The organism is Bacillus sp. JJ1533 (assembly GCF_036965045.1).
In the GTDB taxonomy this organism is placed as follows: Bacteria; Bacillota; Bacilli; order Bacillales; family Bacillaceae_L; genus Ferdinandcohnia.
This window is the reverse complement of sequence record NZ_JBALOV010000035.1, coordinates 250,897-277,171: the sequence shown is the minus strand read 5'-3', so window position 1 is coordinate 277,171 and position 26,275 is coordinate 250,897. Positions and strand designations below refer to the sequence as shown.

22 protein-coding genes are annotated in these 26,275 nt (G+C 37.5%); all 22 read right to left on the bottom strand.

Annotated features, from left to right (window positions below; translation table 11 throughout):
- Positions 1–359: 359 nt before the first annotated feature.
- On the bottom strand, positions 360–4,673 hold the full coding sequence (locus V7138_RS19005; protein WP_335400394.1) for a PolC-type DNA polymerase III: 4,314 nt from the start codon (positions 4,671–4,673) through the stop codon (positions 360–362).
- Positions 4,674–4,748: 75 nt separating this feature from the next.
- A complete protein-coding gene (locus tag V7138_RS19000; protein ID WP_335400391.1) occupies positions 4,749–6,452 on the bottom strand; it encodes a proline--tRNA ligase in 1,704 nt (567 codons plus the stop codon).
- 30 nt (positions 6,453–6,482) lie between these two features.
- Positions 6,483–7,742 (bottom strand): RIP metalloprotease RseP, encoded by a 1,260-nt coding sequence (rseP, locus tag V7138_RS18995; protein WP_335400389.1) that lies wholly within the window; start codon positions 7,740–7,742, stop codon positions 6,483–6,485.
- Between the two features lie 158 nt (positions 7,743–7,900).
- Entirely contained in the window at positions 7,901–9,058 is a 1,158-nt protein-coding gene (dxr, locus tag V7138_RS18990; protein WP_335400386.1) for a 1-deoxy-D-xylulose-5-phosphate reductoisomerase, read from the bottom strand.
- 24 nt (positions 9,059–9,082) lie between these two features.
- Positions 9,083–9,877 (bottom strand): phosphatidate cytidylyltransferase, encoded by a 795-nt coding sequence (locus V7138_RS18985; RefSeq protein ID WP_335400383.1) that lies wholly within the window; start codon positions 9,875–9,877, stop codon positions 9,083–9,085.
- 275 nt (positions 9,878–10,152) lie between these two features.
- Positions 10,153–10,914 (bottom strand): isoprenyl transferase, encoded by a 762-nt coding sequence (locus V7138_RS18980; protein WP_335400379.1) that lies wholly within the window; start codon positions 10,912–10,914, stop codon positions 10,153–10,155.
- Between the two features lie 174 nt (positions 10,915–11,088).
- Positions 11,089–11,646 carry a ribosome recycling factor gene (gene frr / locus V7138_RS18975; RefSeq protein ID WP_335400376.1) on the bottom strand — a complete coding sequence of 186 codons (558 nt, stop codon included), beginning with the start codon at positions 11,644–11,646 and terminating at the stop codon, positions 11,089–11,091.
- A 4-nt stretch (positions 11,647–11,650) separates the two neighbouring features.
- The gene (gene pyrH, locus V7138_RS18970) at positions 11,651–12,373 is read right to left on the bottom strand and encodes a UMP kinase (protein ID WP_335400373.1); all 723 of its coding nucleotides are present in this window, start codon (positions 12,371–12,373) and stop codon (positions 11,651–11,653) included.
- A 102-nt stretch (positions 12,374–12,475) separates the two neighbouring features.
- The gene (tsf, locus tag V7138_RS18965; protein WP_335400370.1) at positions 12,476–13,357 is read right to left on the bottom strand and encodes a translation elongation factor Ts; all 882 of its coding nucleotides are present in this window, start codon (positions 13,355–13,357) and stop codon (positions 12,476–12,478) included.
- A gap of 145 nt (positions 13,358–13,502) precedes the next feature.
- A complete protein-coding gene (rpsB, locus tag V7138_RS18960; RefSeq protein ID WP_335400367.1) occupies positions 13,503–14,201 on the bottom strand; it encodes a 30S ribosomal protein S2 in 699 nt (232 codons plus the stop codon).
- A gap of 148 nt (positions 14,202–14,349) precedes the next feature.
- On the bottom strand, positions 14,350–14,862 hold the full coding sequence (locus V7138_RS18955) for a hypothetical protein (protein WP_335400365.1): 513 nt from the start codon (positions 14,860–14,862) through the stop codon (positions 14,350–14,352).
- Positions 14,863–14,872: 10 nt separating this feature from the next.
- Positions 14,873–15,178: a hypothetical protein gene (locus V7138_RS18950; RefSeq protein WP_335400362.1), complete on the bottom strand. Its 306-nt coding sequence runs from the start codon at positions 15,176–15,178 to the stop codon at positions 14,873–14,875.
- Between the two features lie 22 nt (positions 15,179–15,200).
- The gene (locus V7138_RS18945; protein WP_335400359.1) at positions 15,201–16,565 is read right to left on the bottom strand and encodes a DUF342 domain-containing protein; all 1,365 of its coding nucleotides are present in this window, start codon (positions 16,563–16,565) and stop codon (positions 15,201–15,203) included.
- Positions 16,566–16,594: 29 nt separating this feature from the next.
- Entirely contained in the window at positions 16,595–17,362 is a 768-nt protein-coding gene (locus V7138_RS18940) for a FliA/WhiG family RNA polymerase sigma factor (protein WP_335400357.1), read from the bottom strand.
- A gap of 42 nt (positions 17,363–17,404) precedes the next feature.
- On the bottom strand, positions 17,405–17,902 hold the full coding sequence (locus V7138_RS18935; protein WP_335400354.1) for a chemotaxis protein CheD: 498 nt from the start codon (positions 17,900–17,902) through the stop codon (positions 17,405–17,407).
- The gene (locus V7138_RS18930; protein ID WP_335400351.1) at positions 17,895–18,536 is read right to left on the bottom strand and encodes a chemotaxis protein CheC; all 642 of its coding nucleotides are present in this window, start codon (positions 18,534–18,536) and stop codon (positions 17,895–17,897) included. Before V7138_RS18930 ends, V7138_RS18935 begins: the two co-directional genes overlap by 8 nt.
- Before the next feature lie 5 nt (positions 18,537–18,541).
- Positions 18,542–19,003: a chemotaxis protein CheW gene (locus V7138_RS18925; protein WP_335400348.1), complete on the bottom strand. Its 462-nt coding sequence runs from the start codon at positions 19,001–19,003 to the stop codon at positions 18,542–18,544.
- A gap of 27 nt (positions 19,004–19,030) precedes the next feature.
- Complete coding sequence (locus tag V7138_RS18920) at positions 19,031–21,070, bottom strand: chemotaxis protein CheA (RefSeq protein WP_335400345.1); 2,040 nt, start codon at positions 21,068–21,070, stop codon at positions 19,031–19,033.
- A gap of 17 nt (positions 21,071–21,087) precedes the next feature.
- On the bottom strand, positions 21,088–22,152 hold the full coding sequence (locus V7138_RS18915) for a protein-glutamate methylesterase/protein-glutamine glutaminase (RefSeq protein WP_335400343.1): 1,065 nt from the start codon (positions 22,150–22,152) through the stop codon (positions 21,088–21,090).
- A gap of 10 nt (positions 22,153–22,162) precedes the next feature.
- Positions 22,163–23,038, bottom strand: coding sequence for a MinD/ParA family protein (locus V7138_RS18910; protein WP_335400341.1), 876 nt, complete (start codon positions 23,036–23,038; stop codon positions 22,163–22,165).
- Positions 23,035–24,207, bottom strand: coding sequence for a flagellar biosynthesis protein FlhF (flhF, locus tag V7138_RS18905; protein WP_335400339.1), 1,173 nt, complete (start codon positions 24,205–24,207; stop codon positions 23,035–23,037). Before flhF ends, V7138_RS18910 begins: the two co-directional genes overlap by 4 nt.
- Positions 24,204–26,240 (bottom strand): flagellar biosynthesis protein FlhA, encoded by a 2,037-nt coding sequence (gene flhA / locus V7138_RS18900; RefSeq protein ID WP_335400336.1) that lies wholly within the window; start codon positions 26,238–26,240, stop codon positions 24,204–24,206. Before flhA ends, flhF begins: the two co-directional genes overlap by 4 nt.
- Positions 26,241–26,275: the final 35 nt, after the last annotated feature.

Genomic DNA, 26,275 nt, shown 5'->3' with positions numbered 1-26,275 from the left:
TTTCTTTTTTATACGTTAGTATTTCCTAAGTAGTGTAAAAACACCCTGCTATAATAGCAGGGAGGCAGTTGGAAAATATAGAGAAGTCCCATCTAAAAGAAAGTTGTTACACATTTAGCCTCAGTCAAAGAATAAAGAGTGGGAAGCCCCACTCTTTTACCAGTAATTATACATAGCATTTCCATAAAAACTATAACATAATCGCTATTTATATGCAAATCTTATTGAATGGAAAAGTGAAAGGCGCTTAGCTTTAGGCGACAAGTATAAGACAAGCGCTGGCAGAAGGTGTATTTTACCTTCCGAAGCGATTGGCTAGACCAGAGAGCCGATGGCGCCTTGACCTAGACATCAAAGAATTAGAACAAGGACAATTGATTTTGTTCTGGCATATCTTCTAAGCAACCATGGTTTTCAAGATATTCCATGATTGTTTTCGATACTTTTCCACGCTTTTGTAAATCTTCTTTAGATAAAAACTCACCTTGTTCTCTTGCTTTCACAATATTAATAGCAGCGTTTGTCCCTAGCCCAGGAATTGAATTAAACGGTGGAATAAGAGCGTCTCCGTCAATAATAAATTCAGAGGCACTTGAACGGTACAAATCAATTTTCTTAAAGGAAAATCCTCTTTCACACATTTCGAGTGCTAGCTCCAGAACAGTTAATAGATTTTTTTCCTTAGGTGAAGCGTCAAGGCCTTTGGCATTAATTTCTTCTATTCTTGCACGTATTGTACTAGAACCCCGAACCATTGCATCAACATCAAAATCATCTGCACGAACTGTGAAATATGCTGCATAGTAGAGCAATGGCAAATGAACCTTGAAGTAAGCAATCCTTACAGCCATTAATACATAAGCGGCAGCATGGGCTTTTGGGAACATGTATTTAATTTTCAAGCAAGAATCAATATACCAATCAGGGACATCATTTTTCTTCATTTCTTCCATAAATTCATCTGTTAGTCCTTTACCTTTACGGACTGATTCCATAATTTTAAATGCCATTGAAGGGTCTAACCCTTTATAGATCAGATACACCATAATATCATCACGACAACCAATAACTTCACTTAATGTACAAATATTATTATGGATAAGCTCCTGTGCATTTCCCAACCACACATCTGTACCATGTGATAAACCTGAAATTTGAACAAGTTCAGAGAAAGTAGTCGGCTTCGTATCCTCAAGCATTTGGCGTACAAATCGTGTACCGAATTCCGGAATACCAAGTGTACCCGTTTTACACATAATTTGATCTTCGGTTACTCCAAGTGATTCGGTCCCACTGAAAATTTTCATTACCTCTGGGTCATCAGTCGGAATCGTTTTTGGATCAATTCCACTTAAATCTTGGAGCATCCTGATTACAGTCGGATCATCGTGTCCAAGTATATCTAGTTTTAATACATTGTCATGAATGGAGTGGAAATCAAAATGGGTAGTTTTCCATTCAGAATTAGTATCATCAGCAGGAAATTGTATAGGTGAAAAATCAAAAATATCCATGTAGTCTGGTACTACAATAATACCTCCAGGATGCTGTCCAGTAGTTCGTTTTACACCGGTACAGCCTGCCACTAAACGATCCGTTTCGGCACCACGCATCGTTAAGTTATGATCATTGGCATACCCCTTGACATAACCATAAGCAGTTTTTTCCGCTACTGTACCAATGGTTCCAGCACGATAGACATATTCCTCACCAAACAGAACCTTTGTGTAGTTATGAGCTCGTGGCTGGTATTCACCAGAGAAGTTTAAGTCGATATCAGGTACCTTATCTCCTTTAAATCCTAAGAAGGTTTCGAAAGGAATATCATGGCCATCTTTTTTGTAATTTGCACCGCAGTTTGGGCATTCCTTATCCGGTAAGTCAAAGCCTGAACCAACTGAACCATCGTTAAAGAACTCAGAATGCTTACAGTCCGGGCACACATAATGTGGAGGTAATGGATTTACTTCTGTAATTTCCGTCATGGTAGCCACTAATGAAGAACCAACCGAACCACGAGAACCAACGAGATACCCATCATCAAGTGATTTTTTAACAAGTTTATGTGAAATCAAATAAATAACCGCGAATCCGTGCCCAATAATACTTTTTAGTTCTTTTTCCAATCGTGCTTCAACGATTTCAGGGAGTTCCTCACCGTAGATGCTTCTTGCCATGCTATAGCTCATATCCTTAATTTCATCATCCGCACCTTCAATTTTAGGCGTGTACAGATCATCTTTTATCGGTTTCACTTCGCCTATCATATCGGCAATCTTTTGTGTGTTAGTAACAACAATTTCTTTTGCTTTTGCTTTTTCAAGAAAAGAAAAACAATCCATCATTTCATTTGTTGTTCGGAAATGAACCTCTGGAAGTGAGTGTCGATTTAAAGGATTGGCCCCACCTTGAGACCTTACTAAAATTTTTCGATAAATATGGTCCTCAGGGTTTAGATAATGTACGTTCCCTGTTGCAACAACCGGTATATTTAGCTTTTCTCCAAGGCCGACGATATTCTTTAATATATCCCTTAGTTCACGCTCATTTTGAATCAGATCTAATTCTAATAAATGCCTATAGTTTGAAGGTGGCTGAACTTCCAGGTAGTCATAAAATTGAGCAATTGACTCTACTTCCTCAGGTGACTTCTGCATCATTCCTTCAAATACTTCCCCTTTGTCACAAGCAGAACCCACTAAAATACCTTCTCGATATTTTTGCAGCAGTGATCGAGGGATACGTGGTACACGGTAAAAATAGTTAAGATGTGAGAAAGAAATCAATTTAAATAAGTTTTTAAGTCCCACATCACTTTGGGCAAGCAATGTCGCATGATAAGGTCTTGAACGTTGATATGCCTTCCCCTGTCCCATATAGTCATTTAATTGATCATGGTACACAATCTCTCTTTCGGCTGCATCTTTTAATAATTTTAGGGTCAGATATCCTGTTGCCTCCGCATCATAAATTGCCCTGTGATGCTGGGTTAATTCAATATCAAATTTTTTACACAATGTGTTTAATCGATGGTTTTTTAACTCTGGATATAAAAATCTAGCGAGTTCAAGTGTATCAATAACTGGGTTTGTTGCCTTTTCAAGTCCGGATTTTTTGTAGCCAACATTTAAAAAGCCCATATCAAAGCTCGCATTATGAGCAACTAGGATTGCATCCTCAGCCCAATTATTGAATTTCACTAGAACCTCACTAACCTCAGGTGCTGTATTAACCATATCATCTGTTATTCCCGTAAGATCGATTGTAGTTGCACTTAAGCGATGATGTGGATTAGCAAATGATTCAAATCGGTCAATGATTTCTCCATTTCTAATTTTCACGGCAGCTAACTCAATGATCGTATTATAGACTGCAGATAAACCAGTCGTTTCAACGTCAAAAACGACATACGTGTCCTCTTCTAAATTACGATGCTGTGAATTATAAGCAATTGGAACACCATCATCGACTAAATTGGCTTCAACCCCATAAATCATCTTTATTCCATTTTTCTTAGCAGCTGAATAAGCTTCTGGGAATGATTGAGCACCAGCATGGTCCGTTAAAGCAATTGCAGTGTGACCCCATTTTTTAGCTTGTCCAACATATTGACTGATTGAAGTTACAGCATCCATCTGACTCATTGGCGAATGCAAATGAAGCTCGACGCGTTTTTCTCCCTCAGGAGCAGTGTCCCTTCTTTCATTCATTGGCTGAATTTCATTAATATCATTTGCAATCATAACAAGGTCTCTAACAAATGTATCATTCTGAATGCTTCCTCGGCAGCGAACCCACATCCCTTTTTTAATGGCTTGTAAATGCTGAACATCCTCTTTGTCACGCGAGAATACTTTTACTAGAATTGAATCTGTATAGTCGGTAATTTTGAATGTTAGAAGGGTTCTTCCACTGCGCAATTCCTTTGTTTCAGCAAAGAAGACATAACCCTGAATCGCAATTCTACGCTCTTCGTCAAGGATCGAACTTATTTCTTTAAAGTCTTCATCATCTTTAATTGTATAACCAATTGAAACAGGTCCAGAAACCGTATTCCCCTGTTCTTTTTCCTTTTCTTTCTTCTGCATATCAGCAACTGCTAACAGTGCTCTTTCCTGGTCTTCCTGTTGTTTTTTCTCTAAAAACTGTTCATACTCTTGACTAGAAACCTCTACCTCTGTTTCAAGCGTGAACAATGGAAAACCGTAGGATTGATAGATGGTGCCTATTAATTGGCCGTATTTCTTCTTAATCGCAATCGATTCTGTATCATTTCTTGTTTTAATATGAAGCTTAAGTCCTTGTTGTGTTGGAATTTGATTATGCAACAAATTCAGAATTGGTGGTGCGATTCCATCTAATTCTTGTAAGCAAAGTGGCCAATAATCTTGTACCATTTCTTCGGACACTTGCTGTGACCCGACATGTAAAGAGAAGGTAACAGATGCAATATGGGCAAATTTTGTTCGTATTTGTGTCGAAAAAATCCTCATGACATCAGCCGGAATCACATTTTCAAAAGAAAATAAGAAATGCCATTCTTTTTTTTCTTTATCAATCGTCAGTTTTACAATGCCCGCATTGGCAAAATGTGTGACGAATGCATAGTCGGTTAATTCTAGTTGCTGCAGCAAAACCTTAAAACGTTCTTTCTGCTGTGGTGATAATTCCATCCTCGTTCCCCCTCTTCAGACAGAATAATTTAAGGTACCCCATTTTTGCGAGGTACCCTATTTCTTTTCTATTCACTATTTTACTACATATTTATTAATTGTCTCGATAAGATTCTCAATATTTATTTCCAATGTTTCCCCTGTCTTGCGAACCTTCACCTCGACTACACCTTCACTAGCACGTTTTCCAACTGTAATTCGTAACGGCAGACCAATTAAATCAGAATCCGCAAATTTCACACCAGGCCGTTCAGCACGATCATCAAATAGTACATCATAGCCACTTTCCTGGAGTGATATATATAACGATTCTGCTAGTGCCTTTTGTTCTTCGTTCTTCATGTTTACAGGAATTAAATGAAGATCATAAGGTGCTAGATTTTCTGGCCAAATTAGTCCATTTTCATCATTGGATTGCTCTGCTACAGCTGATAGTGTTCTTGACACACCTATGCCATAGCATCCCATAATCATTGGCTGAGATCTTCCGTTTTCATCAAGGAAGGTTGCCCCCATTGCTTCACTATATCGTGTACCGAGCTTAAAGATATGTCCAACTTCAATTCCTTCAGCAAAAACAATCTTCCCATGTCCATCTGGTGAAGGGTCACCTTCTTGAATAAAGCGAAGGTCTTTATATTGGATCCCTGCAAAATCACGGTCTGGATTAACATTTACAAAATGATAATCCTCTTCATTTGCCCCACAGACTCCATTCACAACGGATGCTACAGCATGGTCAGCAATAACAGTGACTTCCTTAGTTACATTAATTGGACCTAGAGATCCAACTGTACAACCCATGATTCGTTCTGTGTCCTCAGTACTTGCTAATTCAACATTCGTAGCTTCAAGCAAATTTTTCACTTTAATATCATTTACTTCATGGTCACCACGTGCCAGGACAAGAACAAATTTTTCGTCTACCTCGAAAAGAAGCGATTTAATGCATTTGTCCTTAGGAACATCAAGGAATGCAGCTACTTCTTCGATTGTCTTTTGCCCGATTGTTTCTACTTTTTCAAGTTCTTTTACTGGCTCATCACTTTTTGGATATTCCATGACCACAGGCGCCATTTCAATATTTGCTGCAAATGAGGAAGTATCAGAATATGCAATTGTATCTTCCCCAACCTTTGACAAGACCATAAATTCGTGTGTATCTTTACCTCCCATTGCTCCTGAATCTGCAATAACTGCTCGGAAATTAAGTCCACATCGCGCAAAAACATTTGAATAAGCAGTATACATTTTTTCATATACGTCATGGAGGCTATCTTGATCAGCATGGAATGAATAAGCATCTTTCATGATGAATTCCCGACCGCGTAATAACCCGAAACGAGGTCTTTTTTCATCACGGAATTTTGTTTGAATTTGATAAAGTGTAATCGGTAGTCTTTTATATGACTTAATTTCATCACGAACAAGACTAGTAATCACTTCTTCATGTGTTGGACCTAAAACGAAATCACGCTCATGACGATCATGAAGGCGCATTAGTTCTGGACCATAGGAATACCAGCGTCCAGATTCCTGCCAGAGTTCTGCAGCCGTCAATGCTGGCATAAGGAGTTCAGCGGCACCCGCTCGCTCCATTTCTTCACGAACAATGGCTTCAATTTTTTGTAAAACACGTCTTGCTAATGGTAGATAGCTATAAACTCCACTTGCATTTTGTCTAATAAAACCAGCGCGAATTAAAAGCTGGTGACTTTTGATTTCGGCATCGGCTGGTACTTCTCGTAGTGTAGGTATTAGCGTCATACTTTGTTTCATATCTTGCACCTCGTTTTATTGAACTTCAATTTATAAAAAGAATCGTTGAATATCATTCCATGTTACAACCAACATCAAGAGCATCAGTAAGGCAAACCCTATAAAATGAACCATGCCTTCTTTTTGCTTGTCAATCGGTTTTCCACGTACGGCTTCCAACGCAAAGAAGACTAATCGTCCACCATCAAGTGCTGGTAAAGGTAATAGGTTGACAATCCCTAGGTTTATACTAAGGATAGCAGCCCATTTCATCACATAAAAGATTCCAGATTGAACAACTGTATCAGTCGATACATATATCCCAACTGGTCCGGAAAGCATGTCAATCGAGAATTGACCTGTAATTAGCTTTCCAAGGCCTAGTAAAATTTCCTTTGTCCACATAAAGGTTTCCATAACCCCATATTTCAAAGATGGAAATACAGATTTTTCAACAGGTCCATATACTCCGATAATCCCAATCGTTTGATCTTCAATCTGTTGAGCCTTTGGAGTTACAGTAATTTCATGAAGTTCCCCATTACGTTCAACGACAAAACCAATTTCTTCTTCAGGATGGGAGCGAATAATATTTACAATATCATTCCAAGTAGAAACCTGTTCGTTGTCAATTTCACGAACGATATCACCCTCATGGAGTCCGGCTTGAAGAGCAGCCCCATCTTCGGTTAGCTTTCCAAGGATTGGTTTATCAATTGGAGTACCTTGCAGTAAGCCAATGACAATTAAAATGATAAAAGCTAGTACAAAATTCATTGCCGGACCAGCGGCAATAGCCAATGTACGTTGCATCAATGTTTTAGAAGAGAATTGGCGATTGTATGGTGCGATTTGAGTTTCTTGTCCGTCTACAACAAAAAAAGCAGTTTCGCTAACCTCATATCTTTTTAAAACCTCATCATCTCCATCTTCATAACCAGAAATAAAAAGATTATGTTCTAAGTCTGCTTCCTCAACTTCAACGACCTTTAAATCAGGATATTTATCCTTGTTATTTAAAATAATTTTATTAACTTTACCGTTTTTATCAAATAATAACCCGATATTATGACCAGGTTTAATCTCAACCATCTCGGGGTCTTCGCCAGCCATTCTAACATATCCACCAATTGGAAGGAGACGAATCGTATAAAGTGTTTCATTTTTACTAAAGGTAAACACCTTTGGTCCCATCCCGATTGCAAATTCACGACAAAGAATGCCAGCTCGCTTTGCAAAAACGAGATGTCCCAACTCATGAAAAAATACGAGTGCACCAAAAATAATGATAAAGGCTATCACAGTCTCCACATATTTAACCACCTTTTGTTAGTTTAAGCCAAAAGCACAAGGCGCCCGCTAATCGGCGACAAGCACAAGACGAGAGCTGACGGAAGGCGCTTTTTTGCCTTCAGAAGCTCTTGGCTTGTGACCTCGAGCCGATGGCGCCTGAAGCTAGACGTAAAAACCTATTTTTTATCTACTATTTCACGAACAAAAGCTCGTGTTTCTTTATCTACCTGTTGGATGATATCCAAACTAGGGTTTTGGATGGTATTATGTTTTTCCAATGTTCCTTCTATGATTTCTTCAATTTCTAAGAATGAGATTTTCCCATTTAAAAATCCTGATACCGCCTCTTCATTTGCTGCATTTAGAACAGTTGGAAGAGTCCCTCCTGTTTTACCGGCGTGAAATGCAAACCCAAGGCATCTAAATCTGTCGAAATCCGGCTTCGAAAAATTTAGTTTTCCAATCTCCCAAAGTTGTAACCTTTCCTTAGAAGCAGGCATTGGAAAACGATCCGGATATGAAAAGGCATATTGAATCGGAACTCTCATATCTGGTGTTCCAAGCTGTGCAATAACACTGCTATCATGGAACTCGACCATTGAATGTATAATGCTTTCTTTATGAAGGATTACATCAATTTGTTCATATGGAAGATTGAACAACCAATGAGCTTCAATTACTTCCAATCCCTTATTCATCATCGTTGCAGAATCAATTGTAATTTTAGCACCCATTGACCAGTTCGGATGCTTAAGGGCATCATCAACTGTTACGCCATAAAGTTCATCACGAGTTCGGTCACGGAAACTTCCACCGGAAGCTGTTAAAATGATTTTCTCAACATTTTTTTCATATTCACCTTGTAAACATTGAAAAATGGCAGAATGCTCACTATCAACTGGTAAAATGGCAACATCATGTCGCTTTGCTGCATCCATAACAAGATGTCCTGCAGTAACTAGTGTTTCTTTATTGGCTAGTGCAATTGTCTTTTTCGCTTCTATTGCTTTTAAAGTTGGTAATAATCCTACGCTTCCAACGACTGCATTAAGAACGATTGTCGCTTCATCGTATGTAGCAACCTCTATTAAGCCTTCATCTCCGTAAACTAACTGGATATCACTAGAAAATTCACTTTTGAATATGTCACATGTTTCCTTTGATTTCACAGAAACAAGTTTTGGTAAAAACTTATGTATAATTTCTCGTCCTAAGGCAACATTTTCGCCTAAAGACATCGCAACAAGCTGTAATTTATCAGAATGCTGTTCAATCACATCCAAGGTTTGTTGCCCAATTGAGCCTGTTGCTCCTAATAAACTAATTTTCTTCACAAACTCACTCCCAATACACTACCACTACTGAATAATTGCACTTAAAAAATAAAGAATCGGCAGGATGAAAATCATGCTATCAAAACGGTCTAATATTCCACCATGACCAGGTAACAATGTCCCTGAATCCTTCACATTATAATGTCGCTTTAGGGCAGATTCTACTAAATCCCCAATTTGTCCAAAAACAGACACAAACAATGTCACGATAATGAGTGAAAAGAAGGAATCAAATAAATCTGTAATCACGTTAAAAATAAACGCAAATACAATCGCTGTAACTATTCCTCCGATAAAGCCCTCTATTGTCTTATTTGGACTAATCTCTGGCCAAAGCTTCTTCTTACCAAGCTTTCTGCCAACAAAATAAGCCCCTGAATCAGTTGTCCAAATAACAACAAATGCATAAAATATATATGCTAATCCCATTGCTCTTATTTCAATCATATAATAAAAACCAAATCCAATATATAGGGCAGCAAGGATAACCAGTCCAGCATCATCAAAGCTGAAGCTATTTTTAGAGATAACTGTATACGTTAAAATAAATAAAACGATTAGAAGCACGATTTCGATTTTTGTAAACTTCAGAGTAGTAAATATATCATTGTATTTACTTGGTATTAAAATAATCCATAACAATATAATAGAAATTATGCCAGGGATCGATGCAATATTAATATGCTTCATCCGCAAAAGCTCGAAAATGGCAATTGCACCCATCAAGTAAACTAAAATGGTAAATGGGATGCCCCCCATAATCACGATTGGCAAAAAGATTGCTGCTGCTATAATTGCCGTTATAATTCTTTGTTTCATTGTATCATTCCTTTTTTAAATGCGAAATGGTGGATCAAATACGCCTTGGCGTATTTGGTGCCCGATTTTTAGGCTCACAGGAAGTGGGTCATAAAGACGTTGCCACAGGATGTGGCGTTTTTAGTCTTTAATCTTACTGCTCGAAAAGTTTCCTTTGAAAAATCGTGGCATCCACCGGAGGTTTAACTTTATTCTACTTCATGTTTATACCTCTACGAAAAATATCCACGGTAATCGCATTATTTCCAGTATTCTAAATGTAAATCTGAATAAAGTTAAATCCCACCAAATCGTCGGCCTCTCTTTTGAAATGCGTAAATGGCCTCTAACAAATGCCTTTCTTTAAAATCTGGCCATAAAACATCTGTGAACCAGAATTCAGTGTATGCAAGCTGCCAGAGCATAAAGTTACTTAATCGTATTTCCCCGCTTGTACGGATTAATAAATCTGGATCATGTAATCCCGCACTCATTAAATATTGGTTAAACAGATTCTCGTCGATCTTATTATGTAGGTGACCCTCTTGATAGTCTACAAGGATGTTATTGACCGCATCTATGATTTCGGCACGTCCCCCATAATTAAGTGCGAAATTTAGTACTAAGCCAGTATTATCCTTTGTTTCGTTTACCGCCTTATCCACCGCTTTTTGAGTATGCGCAGGAATTGCATCTTTATTCCCCATGATTCGAACTTGTACGTTTTCCTCTATTAACTCAGGTAGAAACGTTCCCAGAAATTCTTGGGGAAGTCTTAATAAATAATTAACCTCATCCTCTGGACGCTTCCAGTTTTCCGTTGAAAACGCGTATACCGTTAAAGTCTTAACTCCAAGTCTACTGGCAAGCTTGGTCACTTTTTTTACTACCTTCATTCCTTCATGATGACCAGCCGTTCGTGGCAATGAGCGTTTTTTTGCCCATCTCCCATTTCCGTCCATAATAATCGCAATGTGATTAGGAATCGGCCCTTTTACTATTTCTTCTTCTGAAATAGAAACTGGCTTTTTCTTCGGTTTTATAAATTTTTCAAACATTCGCAAGTCCTCCAACACCCGAGTCAAATGCGCCTTGGCGTTTTTGCACCTAGACCAGTTTCATTTTACCATTTTTGTATCATTCAGGGTAACTAATTAATAGTCAGTATTAACAAAAAAACCCCCTGTAAACGTTAGAGGGTCTTTTTACACTATATTGTACATTGAAATAGATTAGACTTCCATGATTTCTTTTTCTTTTTCTTTTGCAATCGAATCAATTTTATTAATAGAGTCGTCCGTGAGTTTTTGAACATCATCGGTCAGGCTGCGTAATTCGTCTTCTGTGATTTCACCATTTTTTTCAAGCTTTTTCAATTCATCATTTCCATCACGACGAACATTACGAACCGCAACTTTAGACTCTTCCGCATATTTCTTAACAACCTTCACTAGTTCACGTCGTCTTTCCTCTGTTAGTGGAGGGATTGAAATACGAATGATTGATCCATCATTTGTTGGGTTTAGGCCTAAATCAGCCTTTTGAATGGCTTTTTCCATGTCACCTAAAACGGACTTGTCATATGGTTGAATAATAAGCATTCTTGCTTCAGGTACATTAATTGATGCAAGTTGATTTAAAGGCGTTGGTGCTCCATAATAATCAACTGTAACCTTATCAAGAATTGCTGGGTTCGCTCTACCAGCTCTAACTGTTGCTAGTTCACGAGACAATGCTTGGACTGCTTTAGACATTTTATCTTTCACTTGATTTAATGTGTTATTTGCCATAAAGTTATTTCCCCCTTACAATTGTTCCGATATTTTCTCCTTGTACGGCACGTTTGATATTTCCTTCTTCCATGATTGAAAAAACAATTAACGGAATATCATTGTCCATGCAAAGTGAAGAAGCAGTGGAATCCATTACAGCTAAACCTTCTTTGATCACATCTAGATAGGATAAGGTGTCATATTTAACAGCTGTTTTATCTATTGATGGGTCTGCATTATAAACACCATCCACATTATTTTTAGCCATTAAAATAACCTCAGCTTCAATTTCAGCAGCACGTAAAGCAGCAGTTGTATCTGTTGAAAAATAAGGATTTCCTGTACCTGCTGCGAAAATAACAACTCGTTTCTTTTCTAGATGACGAATTGCTTTTCTTCTTATGTATGGTTCTGCGACTTGACGCATTTCAATTGATGTTTGAACACGAGTTTGGATCCCTAAATTTTCAAGACTATCCTGTAATGCTAAGGAATTCATTACCGTTGCAAGCATTCCCATATAGTCCGCATTTGCGCGATCCATTCCCATTTCACTGCCGATCTTGCCTCTCCAAATGTTCCCGCCACCAACAACAACAGCAACTTCTACTCCAAGTTCAGCAACTTCCTTCACTTGTTTTGCCACAGACTGGATTACAGATGGATTTATACCAAATCCCTGCTCACCCGCTAATGCTTCACCACTTAATTTTAACACTACACGCTTATATTTGGCACCACTCATCGAATAAAAAACCTCCATCTAAAAAGTACAAGCATCTTTTTCAGGCGCAATACTAGCCATTTCAAAAAATAGGGAACACATAACGTGTTCCCTTTTTTCTTTTTACTTCTTCACTTGGCTCATTACTTCTTCAGCGAAGTTATCTTGACGTTTCTCGATTCCTTCACCAACTTCGTAACGAACGAAGTTCTTCACTGTAGCACCTTTAGATTCAACAAACTTGCGAACCTTTTGATCTGGGTCTTTAACAAAGCTTTGGTCAAGAAGGCAGATATCTTCGAAGAATTTACCAAGACGTCCCTCAACCATTTTCGCTACGATATTTTCAGGTTTACCTTCATTTAATGCCTGTTGAGTTAATACTTCACGCTCACGTTCAACTTCATCAGAAGAAACTTGATCGCGTGATACATATTTAGGATTTACAGCTGCTATGTGCATGGCTACATCCTTTGCAACATCAGCATCAGAAGTACCACCTAGAACAGTTAAAACGCCAATACGTCCACCCATATGAAGATAAGCACCAAATGCGTCACCGTCTTCTTTTGTAGCAATTTCGAAACGACGAAGTGAAAGCTTTTCGCCAATTTTTGCAATCGCAGCATTGATATACTCAGAAACAGTTGAACCATTGTCCATCTTTTGTTCCAATGCTTCTTCAACATTAGCTGGCTTCTTCGCTAAAAGATGAGAACCCAATTCTTTTACTAAAGTTTGGAAACCTTCATTTTTTGCAACGAAGTCTGTTTCAGAGTTTACTTCTAAGATTACTGCTTCATTACCTGAAACTTCGATAGAAGTTAAACCTTCAGCAGCAATACGATCGCCCTTTTTCGCTGCTTTTGCAATACCTTTTTCGCGAAGGTAGTCAATTGCTTTGTCCATATCACCATCAGTTTCAGTAAGAGCCTTTTTACAGTCCATCATACCTGCTCCAGTTTTTTCACGGAGCTCTTTTACCATTTGTGCAGTAACTGCCATTATGTTTTCCTCCTTATTTACCACTATGTACTAGTTCGATTTGTTCTTTAGACATTCTGTTTCTATTATGACTTAAAAACGGGAAAAATATATAGTTCTTAAAAAAGGTGATAAAAGGCATAACCCTCTTATCACCTTTCGCTCATTAAGCAGATGTTTCTTCACCTTGTTTAGCTTCTAGGATAGCGTCTGCCATTTTACCTGTTAAAAGCTTAACCGCACGAATCGCATCATCGTTAGCAGGGATTACATAATCAATTTCATCTGGATCACAGTTTGTATCAACGATACCTACGATCGGGATGTTTAATTTATGAGCCTCTGCAACTGCAATACGCTCTTTGCGAGGGTCAATGATGAATAAAGCATCTGGTAGTTGCTTCATATCTTTAATTCCGCCTAAGAATTTCTCAAGACGCTCTAACTCTTTCTTAAGCCCAACAACTTCTTTCTTAGGTAAAACATCAAAAGTACCGTCTTCTTGCATTTTTTCAATGTCTTTAAGACGCTTGATACGTTTTTGAATGGTTTCGAAGTTTGTTAAAGTACCACCTAACCAACGTTGGTTAACATAGTACATTCCAGAACGCTCAGCTTCTTCTTTAACAGAATCTTGAGCTTGCTTTTTTGTACCAACAAAAAGCATTGTTCCACCGTTACCTGCTAATTCCTTAACGAAATTATAAGCTTCTTCAACCTTCTTAACTGTTTTTTGAAGGTCAATGATATAGATTCCGTTACGCTCTGTAAAGATGTAACGCTTCATTTTAGGGTTCCAACGGCGAGTTTGGTGACCGAAGTGAACACCTGCTTCAAGCAATTGCTTCATAGAAATTACTGACATGGATAAATCCTCCTAATGGTTTTTTTTCCTCCGTTCATATCATCTTTAAACAAAACTGTAAAAAACAGCACCAATGCTTAAATCTATGAACGTGTGTGATAACACCAAAAATTAATATAACATAATCAAATGCTTCAATCAAGAAAAATTAGTGGTTTTGACGAAATTTGTGTAAAAGTTCAATTTCAGTTTTCCCTTTATTTAATTTTTTTGCAATATCCTCATATGAGAGACCTAGCTTAATAAGGTGTTCAATGTCTTTTACTAGAGTGTCTTTATTATTTTCTTTTTTCTCATATGTATTTTGATCGTCTTCGTCTTCAAGCGTTACTATCCCTTCCGTATCCTCCTTATTCGGGTAGGTAGGCAGGAGCTCTTGAAGATCCTCTTCAGTCAATTCCGGCTCTATTACCTGAATTGATTTTTTATGATTTTCTTCTTCCTGTTCATGTTTCGCATCTTTAATTCTATTTAAAAACACTTCATTTTCTTCTTTGATTTCCATCACATATGAAGTGATTACATTTTCAAATTCCTTGAGTAGGCGTTCTTGTTTCATTTCAACATCTTTCAGTTGTGTAATCTTGAGATATAAAAGAATAATTAAAAAAAAGGCAACTGCAAGTAACGCAAAGCAAAGTATAAATAATATGGTTGTCATTCAATTCCCTCTATCCCACGATATCAATAAAATTACCCTTATATGGATGTTGCTCCTTTTCTTCCTGTTCAACAAATTGTGTTTTCTGTGAAGCCTGATTTGAAAAAGGGGTTGATGATTGATCCTTATGTATTTGTGCGTTTTCTGATTTGTTATTTTCATTCACTTTAGTCCGGTTTCTTCTCTCCAATTTCTCATTTTCTGAGGAAATATGGTCTTGCATATGCTGTCCGCGCATCATTAATTGTTCATGAATCTTCCCGGCGTCTTGAGTTCTTGGAATCGCAATTTGTAATTCAACTAATTTTAGACTCAATTATATTCACTTCTTCCGATATTTATTTTTCAGAATAGATGTCTATTGAAATCTCTTTATTAACTAGTTGGGCTTTTACATGATGAAAGAGTTGATTTATGATTCTTTTATATTTTCCAAACTGGATATAGACATTTGGATATAGATTGCCGGTCGCAATTAAACAAGATGCTGCTTCTTCCTTTTGTTTTGAACGAAGTTCAATTAATTCCGAATCAAGCAATTCTAATTTTTTTGTTAGTTCCGTTTGTGTAAGTTTGTCTCTTTTTAGAAGTAAAATTTCATCCTCTGAAAGTGTGGATGTCTTTTGATATTTTTCAGCTAATTTCTGGAGGATGAGTAAAGCTTTCTGAAGTTGGACTTTGGTTTCATCTATTTCCGTTTGTATTTGTTTTTCTTCTTCACTAAATCGATCAGATGCCGCGATTTGAATTTCTGTTTTCGTATGCGATGCATTACCGATGTCCTTCGCCATTACATGTCTCCCAGCTGAAATGAGTCCTCCGATAATGCTTCCCGTCAGTGAGCGAACATTTCCTTTTGCAACACAAACGCTATGTAAAATTGAGCCTGTTGCTTCAATATTTTTCCCGGCATATACTTGGCATTGGTTAAAATATGATGCAATGATGTCCTCTTCGGCACGTACTATTGCTTTTGCAAATCCAACGACCCCGCTTGATATATACACGGATCCTCCGGCATCTATTTGTGCACCTTCGACAATCCCATAAATTGAGATGTCACCGCTAGCTTTTACAACATAGTCGCTAGGTACATTCCCACTAATTGTAACATTTCCTATGAAATCAATATTACCTGTTTTAAGATTTAAATCCCCATTCACTTCAAAGACGGGGAGAATGTTTATTTTCCTATCTAAGATGCTGATCTGTCCGTCCATTGTGGCATAGAGTTTCCCATTAGTTTCTACAATATTTTTACCTATTCTGATTGGATAGGGTTTTCCATTCCTTGCTGAAACAGAATGACCCAACACATTTTTCCCTGGAATTCCCGGCCTGCTTGGATATATAGTTGCAACAAGCTGGCCAGCTTTTACGGAAGGTATTTGCTTTACATTTCGAAAGTTTAATACTTCGTTAGGTTGAATTTCTTGTTTCTTTTCAAGACTTTCAAGTTTAATAAAACCGTCTTCTCCATTTTTAGGTAACTCCCCCGCCACAATTAATAAGGGAAAAACCATGTCATCCATATTCACAATCAGTTTCGAAATGACATCACGCTTTATTCCAAACGTAATACCATGTTTAGATAATTGTGAATAGACATCAGACTCTTTGATTTGAATAGGTGTTGAATCTTTATTGACATTGATATGCACAGTCATTTTATCTTTGGATACTAAGAGCTCGAGTTCTGCCACAATCCTCCCGCCTTTTAAATGGATATATATTAATGGATGTGCTTTTGCAATATATCCCTTAGCTTAAATAGGGCCTTTGAGTGTATTTGAGATATTCTGGATGTCGATAAACCCATTACTTGTCCAATTTCAGTTAAAGTAAGTTCTTCTCTATAAAACAAACTAATGATCAATTGCTCTTTTTCATTTAATTGTTGGATGACATCGGTGAGTTTACTGAGTATTTCTTTTTTCACAATATGTTCTTCAGGTGTTAAAGTAGCATGATCCTTTATCGAAAAAGCTGTTTTTTCACTACCCTCGTCGTCATGCTGATGATCATCCATAGATAGAACATTTGCAAAGAAGCCTTCATTCATTGTTTGATACACATCTTCTTCACTCATTTGGACTTCAGCAGCAATCTCTGGAATCGTAACGTTCCGCATTAACTTTTGTTCTAGCTTTTCGATGGCAGCTTCTACTTTCTTTGTTTTTTCTCTTGAACTTCTAGGTAACCAGTCTTCCTTTCTGAGGCCGTCTAGTATTGCTCCCCGGATTCGAAAGGATGCATATGTATCAAATTTTAAGTCCCGAGAAGGATCGAATTTTTCCAGAGCATCATATAACCCCATCATCCCAAGACTTTTCAAATCATCTTTATTCACACTTTTCGGCAATGTGACGGAGATTCGTTGTACATGGTATGATACGAGCGGCATATATTTTCTAACCAAGGCATCCCCTGCATCTGTATCTCGTGAGTCGGTCCATTTCTGCCAATCTTCCCCGTAATCAGTCGATGATAATCTGGACATTCTACCCCTCCTTTTCATTCATTTACAAACATTTTAACCCACTTAAATTTCCTTAATCCCTTTGCTGACTGTGCGGATTCTAAGAATGGTTGTTTCAGGGTCAAACTCGATTGTTCGGCCATTATTCCCACCAACATCTGAAGCAACAAGTATAATGTTAAAGCGCTTTAACTCGGCCTCAACAGCCTCAACGTTGCGTGGACCAATTCTCATAATATCACTGCCCGATTGAAATTGAAACATTTGGGCCCCGCCTGCAATTTTAGCTTTTAAACCATTAACTCGACCACCAATCCCAATAATTCTTTGAATGAGCTCCTCTATTGCCGTATCTGCGTATTTCGCAACATTCATATTGCCTGCTTTTGTCAACGCAGAGCTTGGTAGCATGATATGGGCTAGTCCTGCTACTTTCTTTGTTTGATCATAAATGATAACCCCAACACATGAACCTAATCCAGAAGTGCGGATCAGGTTCGGGGCAGCAATGACATTCATGTCAGCTATCCCAACTTTTATGACTTGAGAAGTGTCAATCATGAATTTGGACTCCCAATGCAGTGAAGATTTTTTCAAATGAATCGGGATCTGGTAACAGCAAAAAATGCCCATTAATATTGTTGTTATCAGGATTTTCATTTTCACAAATTTCTGTTTCAATGACAATAGCAAAGTCACTTACCTGTGAAAGTTCGATTAAGCCATATCCAATAATTGCACCCACCATATCAATTGAAAATCCAGGAACCGATGGGTACAAATTCACCCCTGTAAAATCTGATAATGAAGTAAGATAGGAACCTGACAAAATATTGCCAACCTCTTGAAAAGCTGATATCCCCATTTCATTTGGAATTTCACACTCAAAAGTGAAGCTTTTATCTCCAATTAAATCCTGTATTAATTTTGTTGCTTGTGGGATTTGCAATATGAAAAACATATTTCCAGACAAATCCCCTTCAATTCGAAGAAAAATTCCAGCAACTATATTTTCAGCACCTCCAGCAAATTCCATCATTTCATCAAAAGAAACGATTCTCACATTCGGTACCTGCATATCAATTTTTCGATTTAATAGCTTCGACAAAGCAGTTGCAGAATGTCCAGCCCCAATATTTCCAATCTCTTTTAAAATATCTAAATGTGTAGAATTAATACGCCCGAAAAATGACATAGCAACTACCCTTCCATCTTTTCCTTTGCGATATCGGGATTAAGGACCTTTTCTAAATTTAATAAGATGAGTAGTCTTTTCTCAAGCTTTGCTACTCCTTCTAAGTATTCCACTTCAACACCACCGACAATCTCTGGTGGAGGCTCAATTGTGTCAACTAAAATATCCATAACGTCGTTTGCCGTATCGACAATTAACCCTACCTCAGCATCTTCCGTCCCAACGATTATTATCCTTGTACTGTCCGTATACGCTGATTCAGCCATACCAAAACGTGTTCTTAAATCAATAATGGGAGTAACAACCCCTCTTAAATTGATAACACCCTTAACAAATGGTGCTGTTCTAGGAACACGGGTAATATGTTGCACTTTCTCAATAGACCGCACCTGGGAAACCGGGATTCCGTACTCCTCATCTTGGAGTGAAAATACGATTACTTTTAACACAGCTGCTTGTACAGACATTTTTTCTCCCCCTCACTCTATGAAACTTCATTTGATTAATGCATTACAATCGACAATTAACGCTACTTGGCCATCACCTAGTATGGTTGCTCCCGAAATCGCAAACACATTTGTTAAATAGTTTCCTAGCGATTTCAGCACAATTTCTTGTTGTCCGATGAAAGAATCAACAATGAGTCCTGCTGATTTATCACCTTTTTTTACAATTACAACAGAAAGATATTCATCCTCGTCCGTTACAGCAGGTACTTCAAAAATATCCTTCATGTTAACTAACGGCACAACCTTACCTCTAAAATCAATGACCTTTTGATTATGTGCATGGAGAATTTCACTCTTTTTGATAATTGCCGTTTCAATAATTGAAGAAAGTGGGATTGCATATTTTTCATCTTGAACTTCGACCAGCATGACAGAAATGATCGATAAGGTTAACGGTAATTGAATGGAAAAAACGGACCCTTTTCTTATCTCAGAACGGATCGTAATTGAGCCACCTAATGATTCAATAGTATTCCTTACAACATCGAGCCCAACACCACGTCCAGAAACGTCCGAAATTTTTTCGGCGGTTGAAAAGCCTGATGAGAAAATAAAATCAAATACTTGGCTATCCGTTAAAGATTCAGCTGATTTGGCTGTAATAAGCCCTTTGTTTATCGCTTTTTCAATGATTTTATCGCGACTAATACCTGCACCATCATCTTCAATTTCGATAAAGACATGATTTCCACTATGATATGCACGTAAAATAACCGTTCCTGCTTCATGTTTTCCATTTTGGACTCTAGCTTCAGGTGTTTCAATCCCATGGTCTAAAGCATTACGTAAAAGATGTACAAGCGGATCCCCAATTTCATCGATGACCGTTCGATCTAATTCTGTTTCCGCACCAATGATTTGAAGGTTTATTTCTTTATGCAAATCTTTTGCCAATTGACGCACCATACGAGGGAAACGATTAAATACTGTCTCAACAGGAACCATTCTCATCGTAAGGATAATGTTTTGTAAATCTCCTGAAATTCTTGACATATGTTCAACCGTTTCGTTTAACTCTGGATGTTCCAAGTCACGTGAGATTTGCTCTAAACGTCCCCTATCAATGACTAATTCTTCAAATAGATTCATCAAAATATCTAGTCGTTCAATATTGACCCTAATTGTTTTATTGTGACCACTGTGCTTATTATTTGTCGCAGGGTGAGTTTCTTCTTTTTCAGTAATTGATTGTTGATCCTTAACGTCAAGAGTAGGAGCGGCTTCCACCTGTGCATGAAGTTGTTCTTGTACTCCAGTTTTCAAGGAATCAAGGTCGACATCTAGTACTGTTACTCTATTTATTTCAGAAACTTTCATAATTCGTTTTTCAATATTGTCAGCCAATTCACTTGATACAAGTGTCACTGTAAATTCATTCTGAAACTGTTCTTCCTCTAATTGATCGACTGCAGGAACGGATTTGATGATTTCACCAACCTGTTCGAGCACCTCAAATACCATGAATACCCGGGCAGCCTTTAATAAACAATCTTCCCTAAGAACAACTGTAATTTCATAACAATAAAAACCTTGCTCTTTTGATTGTTGGATGACTGTTAATTCAAAATCATCATATTTAGATGTAATAGCTGCATGTTCAGTGTTTAACACTACTGTTACAGGTGTGCCTTCATCTCTAACTTCTTCTCCACTTTCGATTTTCTTCAATAAATACACGACATCTGAAACATCCTTTTTTCCGTCGCCACCATCAGCAATCGAAAAAATCATTTCTTCAAGATAATCAACTGCTTTGAACACAATATCTAAAAGGGAAGGTGTTACGTTAATTTTCATATTTCGAATGCCATCTAGCACATTTTCCATTTGGTGGGTAAGGCTTGCTAAATCATCATATCCCATTGTTGCTGACATTCCTTTTAATGTATGGGCAGAGCGGAATATTTCATTGACGATTGAAATATTTTTGGGTTCTTTTTCCAATTCTAATAAATGTTCATTACAAGCCTGGAGATGCTCTTTACTTTCTTCAATAAAGACCTCTAAGTATTGATCCATTTCCATCTAATAACCCCCTTTACTTATGTAAGGCTGAGTATGGTATTTGCTATATCCTCTAAATTTTCAACTCGATCAACTAAATGTGTTTCAATTGCTGACTTTGGCATACCGAATACAATAGAAGTTTCTTGTGATTCTGCAATAACAACAGCTTGTCCGGTTTCTTTTATTTTCTTAAGTCCAAAGGATCCATCTGATCCCATACCAGTCATGATAACAGATATTTTTTGAATTCCATTGATTTCACTTATAGATTCAAATAAGACATCAACTGATGGTCTATGTCCATTTCTAATTTCACCTTCATCAATATTCACTGCTAATGAAGTGCCAATCTTTTTTATTTTCATGTGATGTCCACCAGGAGCAATATAAGCTGTTCCAGCCTTTAAAAATTCTCCATTTTCCGCTTCTTTAACAGTGATTTCACATATACTGTTAAGCCGATTAGCTAGTGATTTCGTAAAACCTGCAGGCATATGCTGAACAATAACAATTGGTGCAGGATAGTTCCTTGGTATTTGAGGGAGAACTTGTTGTAATGCTCTTGGCCCTCCCGTAGAGGTACCCATACAAACAATTTTCTTAATACTTCTACTTGGTTCTAGTTCTATTTTACTATAATCTACGATTCTATTTGTTAAAGTTTCTTTGATTTTCAATGGTTTTTTTAGTAAAGCTACATTCACTCTTCCTGCATGTAGTACTTTTGTCACAATTTCTATTTTAATAAGATGCAAATCAATTGATATTGGACCTGAAGGCTTTTGAATAAAATCAACAGCGCCGTATTGCATCGCGAGTAATGTGTTCTCTGCTCCTTCTTTCGTTGTACTCGAAAGCATCACTACTGGTCGTGGACATTCACTCATAATCCGCTGTAACGCTTCAATTCCATTCATTTCAGGCATTTCAATATCCAAAGTTACAACATCTGGTTTTAGTTTTTTTATTTTCGTTAGTGCATCAATTCCATTTCTTGCAGTGCCAACAACATGAATCCTTGAATCTTCTTCTAGAAAATTCGAAATAAGTTTCCTCATAAATGCTGAGTCATCTACAATAAGAACATTTATTTTTGTCATCATAAGGCTCCTATCTACCACGTACGAAAAAACGCTGTAACTTTGAGATAAAGGATGTATGCTGATTCTTATCGTGATTCTGTTCATTATTTTTATCCAGGTAATTTTTGCATATTTCAAGGAGGTTTTTGCTGATTACAGCTTTTGGTGCATAAATCAAAAATGGTTCTTGGTGACTCACAGCCTGTTGAACGGTTTTATCATCAAGGAGAACACCTAATCTGTTGACTTCCTTTACTAGAAACTGCAGCACGGCTTGCTTTAACCTTTTAAGGGTTTGCTGGCCTTCTACCACAGTTTCAGCGCGATTGACAATTAAGTATAAAGGAATAGATTGATCAAACAAACAGATATATTTTATTGCTGAATACGCATCTGTGATGGCAGTTGGCTCTGGTGTTGTAATGACAAAGATTTCATCCATAGCCATAAGGAACTTTATCGTTTCTTCAGTCATCCCTGCACCCATATCAAATAAAACGTAGTCGTAATCATTAAGGACAGTTTGCAATTGGTCGATTAAAACCTCTGATTTCTTTTCATCAAGCTTAAACAGATTTGGTAAACCATTTCCCCCTGCAATATAATCAATACCTTCTGGCCCCTTGATCAGTAAATCGTTGATGGTGAGATTATTATCAAACAAATCGACGATTGTATGATGGGCGGTAATCCCCATCAAAATATCAATATTCCCCATCCCAATATCCATATCAAATAATAAGACCTTTTTGCCTAATCTAGAAAGGGCAATAGAAAAATTCAATGAAAAATTGGATTTTCCTACTCCGCCTTTTCCACTGATTACAGCTATTGTCTTCGATTGTTCCTGTTCAGTATTCATCGATGCTAGTTTTTTACGAAGAGCTGTAGCTTGGTCTATCATGATTCATCGACTCCAAGGGTAGTATTTACAATTAAGGAAGGTGAAGCAATGACTATATCATCTGGCACATTTTGTCCATTTGTTAAATAAGCAACTCCAATGCCAGACGAAACTATTAAATTCACCATGGCTCCGTAGTTTGCTGTTTCATCCACTTTTGTAAAGATAAATTTTGATATCGTAATCTTAGAAAATTGATCATAAATCACTTTCATATCGTTCATTTTGGATGTTAAAGAGAGTACTAAGAACGTCTCCATATCATTTGAAAAATGAATGAGGTTATTTAAATCATCGATATACTTCTCGTTTCGGAAGTTTCTACCTGCAGTATCAATAAAAACAACATCATATTCTTTATAGGCTTCCTTTGCTTTTTTAAAATCATCAAAGGAATAACAAACTTCAACTGGTGCTCCCAGAATTTTTGCATACGTTTTTAATTGCTCGATGGCTGCAATCCGAAACGTATCGGTTGTGATAAAGGCGATTCTTTTTTTGTCCTTTAGCATACAGTCTGCTGCAATTTTGGCGATGGTTGTTGTTTTTCCAACTCCGGTGGGACCCACCACATTAATATATTTTTTTTGATAATTGATTCCACCGTAATCAACATTAGAAATTTTCGAAACCATACATTCCCTTGTCCAATTCTGGACATCTTTAAATGAAGCTTTTTCGGATGACAAATACCATTTTTCCAATAGACTGGACATGATTTCTTTCCGTATCGTTGAATCGATTTCTTGATTTAGAAGCAATTGATTCATTTCCTGAAGAGGTCCCCTATATGGACTGATATCAGAGGAGAATTCCTTCATAACTGCTTTTAATTGTTGAATTTCATTTAATAGCTCTGGAGCAGGCTCATGCAATTCTTTTACATCGTATTTAATATAGGGTTCACGAACCACAGGTTTTTGTGGTTCGATTTGTTTATTTATTTCCGGTAGCTTTCGTTCCTTTTCTTTAGGCTGTACCACTTGCCTTCTTGGAGCCTCTGGGTCGACAGCTGCAATTACTTCAAAATTCTTTTTTCGAAAAAGACCTAAAAATCCTTGTGTTTGAACGATTTTTGAATTTAAAATAACCGCTTCACTACCTAATTCCGCACGGATCAATTTCATCGCTTCCGGCATAGAAGGAGCAATGTATTTTTTCACTTTCAATCTATATTCACCACCCCAACACTTTGAACTTCCACATTTGCCTCAAGCTCGTTATAAGAAAGGACAGGAACCTGTGGAAAATATCGTTCAATCAATTGCCTTACATACATTCTGACAGCAGGCGAGCATAATAAGATCGGAGACTGCTCCCCCATACTGACAGTTTCGATTTGCTTCGCAATGGATTCAATAATTGATTGTGACACACTTGGGTCAATGGATAAATAGTTTCCATGCTCCGTTTGCTGAACACCGTCTGCGACCTGCTTTTCAACTCGACCAGAAAGAGTCACAACTTTCATTGTCTCTCCTTGGACAATGTATTGATTTGTAATCTGTCTAGCAAGGGATTGTCTTACATATTCTGTTAATAAATCAGTATCAGTTGTCATTCGACCAAAATCGGCTAAGGTTTCAAATATAATCGGCAGGTTTCGGACCGACACATTTTCCTTTAATAATTTTGCCAATACCTTTTGAATTTCTCCAACTGATAATGGGTTTGGAGTTACTTCATCTACCAATATTGGGTACGATTCTTTTAAATGATCGATTAATTGCTTCGTTTCTTGTCTTCCCAGTAATTCATGAGCATTTCTTCGAATGACTTCCGTAATATGTGTAGATACAACAGATGGTGGGTCAACCACTGTATATCCTTGCATTTCCGCTTGGTCTTTCATATCTTCTGAAATCCATTTGGCTGGTAGACCAAATGAAGGCTCGACTGTATCAATTCCTTCAATCGAATCATCCTCGTAGCCTGGGCTCATTGCTAAGAAGTGGTCTAGCAACAATTCCCCTCTTGCCATTTCACTCCCTTTTATTTTTAAGCGATACTCATTCGGCTGTAGCTGAATATTATCTCTTATTCGAACAACTGGTATGACCAAGCCCAACTCAATTGCTAATTGTCTACGAATCATGACAATTCGGTCTAAAATATCGCCACCTTGGTTTGTATCAGCTAAAGGAATTAATCCATATCCAAATTCAAACTCAATTGGATCTACATTTAATAAATTTACAACACTTTCAGGACTTTTTAGGTCCTCAATCTGTACTTCTTCTTCATTATCTGGTTCTAACGGTAGCTCCTGATCCTGACTTCTAGAAATCATAAAACCACCAATTGCTAAGAAACTCGAGATAGATATCGTTAAAAAGTCATGAATCGGAGTAAACAATCCCAATAAGAAAATTGTACCAGCCGTCACATATAACATTTTTGGATAGGCAAATAATTGCTTTGTAATATCTGACCCTAAATTTCCTTCTGACGCAGCACGAGTAACGACTATCCCTGTTGCAGTAGAAATTAATAGTGCGGGAATTTGACTAACGAGTCCATCCCCAATTGTTAATAGAGTGAATTTAGAAAGGGATTCTTGGAATCCTAACCCATGTTGTGTCATTCCAATGATAAAACCAAAAAGTAAGTTTATAAGGACAATGATGATACCGGCAATTGCATCCCCTTTTACGAACTTACTCGCCCCGTCCATAGCTCCGTAAAAATCCGCTTCTCTGCTTACCTTCTCACGGCGTTCGCGTGCCTGGGTTTCGGAAATCATCCCTGCATTTAAATCCGCATCAATACTCATTTGTTTACCTGGCATTGCATCTAATGTAAATCGTGCAGCAACTTCTGATACACGTTCGGAACCTTTTGTAATTACAATAAATTGAATAACAACGAGGATTAAAAAGACGACAAATCCAACGACAATATTTCCCCCAACAACAAAGGTACCAAAAGTGTGTACAACTCCACCTGCATCCCCAGTTGAAAGAATCGATCTCGTCGTTGAAACATTTAACCCTAATCGAAATAGAGTTAGAAGAAGTAATAATGATGGAAATATTGAAAATTGAAGTGGTTCCTGCATATTCATAGAGGTAAGGAGAACCAAGAGTGCAAGAGAAATATTGATGATAATAAGGACACTTAATAACCAAGCTGGAAATGGAATAATAAGCATCGCAACTATTAAGATAACACTTAATAAAACTGATAAATCTCTTGCTCGCATTGTTTTCTCTCCTTTAAGTCAAAAAAGCACTAGTG

Coding starts and splice junctions, on each gene's coding strand:
- V7138_RS19005 (WP_335400394.1), bottom strand. CDS start 4,673: ATGGAATTATCACCACAGCAGAAAGAACGTTTTAAGGTTTTGCTGCAG.
- V7138_RS19000 (WP_335400391.1), bottom strand. CDS start 6,452: ATGAAACAAAGTATGACGCTAATACCTACACTACGAGAAGTACCAGCC.
- V7138_RS18985 (WP_335400383.1), bottom strand. CDS start 9,877: ATGAAACAAAGAATTATAACGGCAATTATAGCAGCAGCAATCTTTTTG.
- V7138_RS18980 (WP_335400379.1), bottom strand. CDS start 10,914: ATGTTTGAAAAATTTATAAAACCGAAGAAAAAGCCAGTTTCTATTTCA.
- frr (WP_335400376.1), bottom strand. CDS start 11,646: ATGGCAAATAACACATTAAATCAAGTGAAAGATAAAATGTCTAAAGCA.
- pyrH (WP_335400373.1), bottom strand. CDS start 12,373: ATGAGTGGTGCCAAATATAAGCGTGTAGTGTTAAAATTAAGTGGTGAA.
- tsf (WP_335400370.1), bottom strand. CDS start 13,357: ATGGCAGTTACTGCACAAATGGTAAAAGAGCTCCGTGAAAAAACTGGA.
- rpsB (WP_335400367.1), bottom strand. CDS start 14,201: ATGTCAGTAATTTCTATGAAGCAATTGCTTGAAGCAGGTGTTCACTTC.
- V7138_RS18955 (WP_335400365.1), bottom strand. CDS start 14,862: ATGACAACCATATTATTTATACTTTGCTTTGCGTTACTTGCAGTTGCC.
- V7138_RS18940 (WP_335400357.1), bottom strand. CDS start 17,362: ATGTCCAGATTATCATCGACTGATTACGGGGAAGATTGGCAGAAATGG.
- V7138_RS18935 (WP_335400354.1), bottom strand. CDS start 17,902: ATGATTGACACTTCTCAAGTCATAAAAGTTGGGATAGCTGACATGAAT.
- V7138_RS18930 (WP_335400351.1), bottom strand. CDS start 18,536: ATGTCATTTTTCGGGCGTATTAATTCTACACATTTAGATATTTTAAAA.
- V7138_RS18925 (WP_335400348.1), bottom strand. CDS start 19,003: ATGTCTGTACAAGCAGCTGTGTTAAAAGTAATCGTATTTTCACTCCAA.
- V7138_RS18920 (WP_335400345.1), bottom strand. CDS start 21,070: ATGGAAATGGATCAATACTTAGAGGTCTTTATTGAAGAAAGTAAAGAG.
- V7138_RS18915 (WP_335400343.1), bottom strand. CDS start 22,152: ATGACAAAAATAAATGTTCTTATTGTAGATGACTCAGCATTTATGAGG.
- V7138_RS18910 (WP_335400341.1), bottom strand. CDS start 23,038: ATGATAGACCAAGCTACAGCTCTTCGTAAAAAACTAGCATCGATGAAT.
- flhA (WP_335400336.1), bottom strand. CDS start 26,240: ATGCGAGCAAGAGATTTATCAGTTTTATTAAGTGTTATCTTAATAGTT.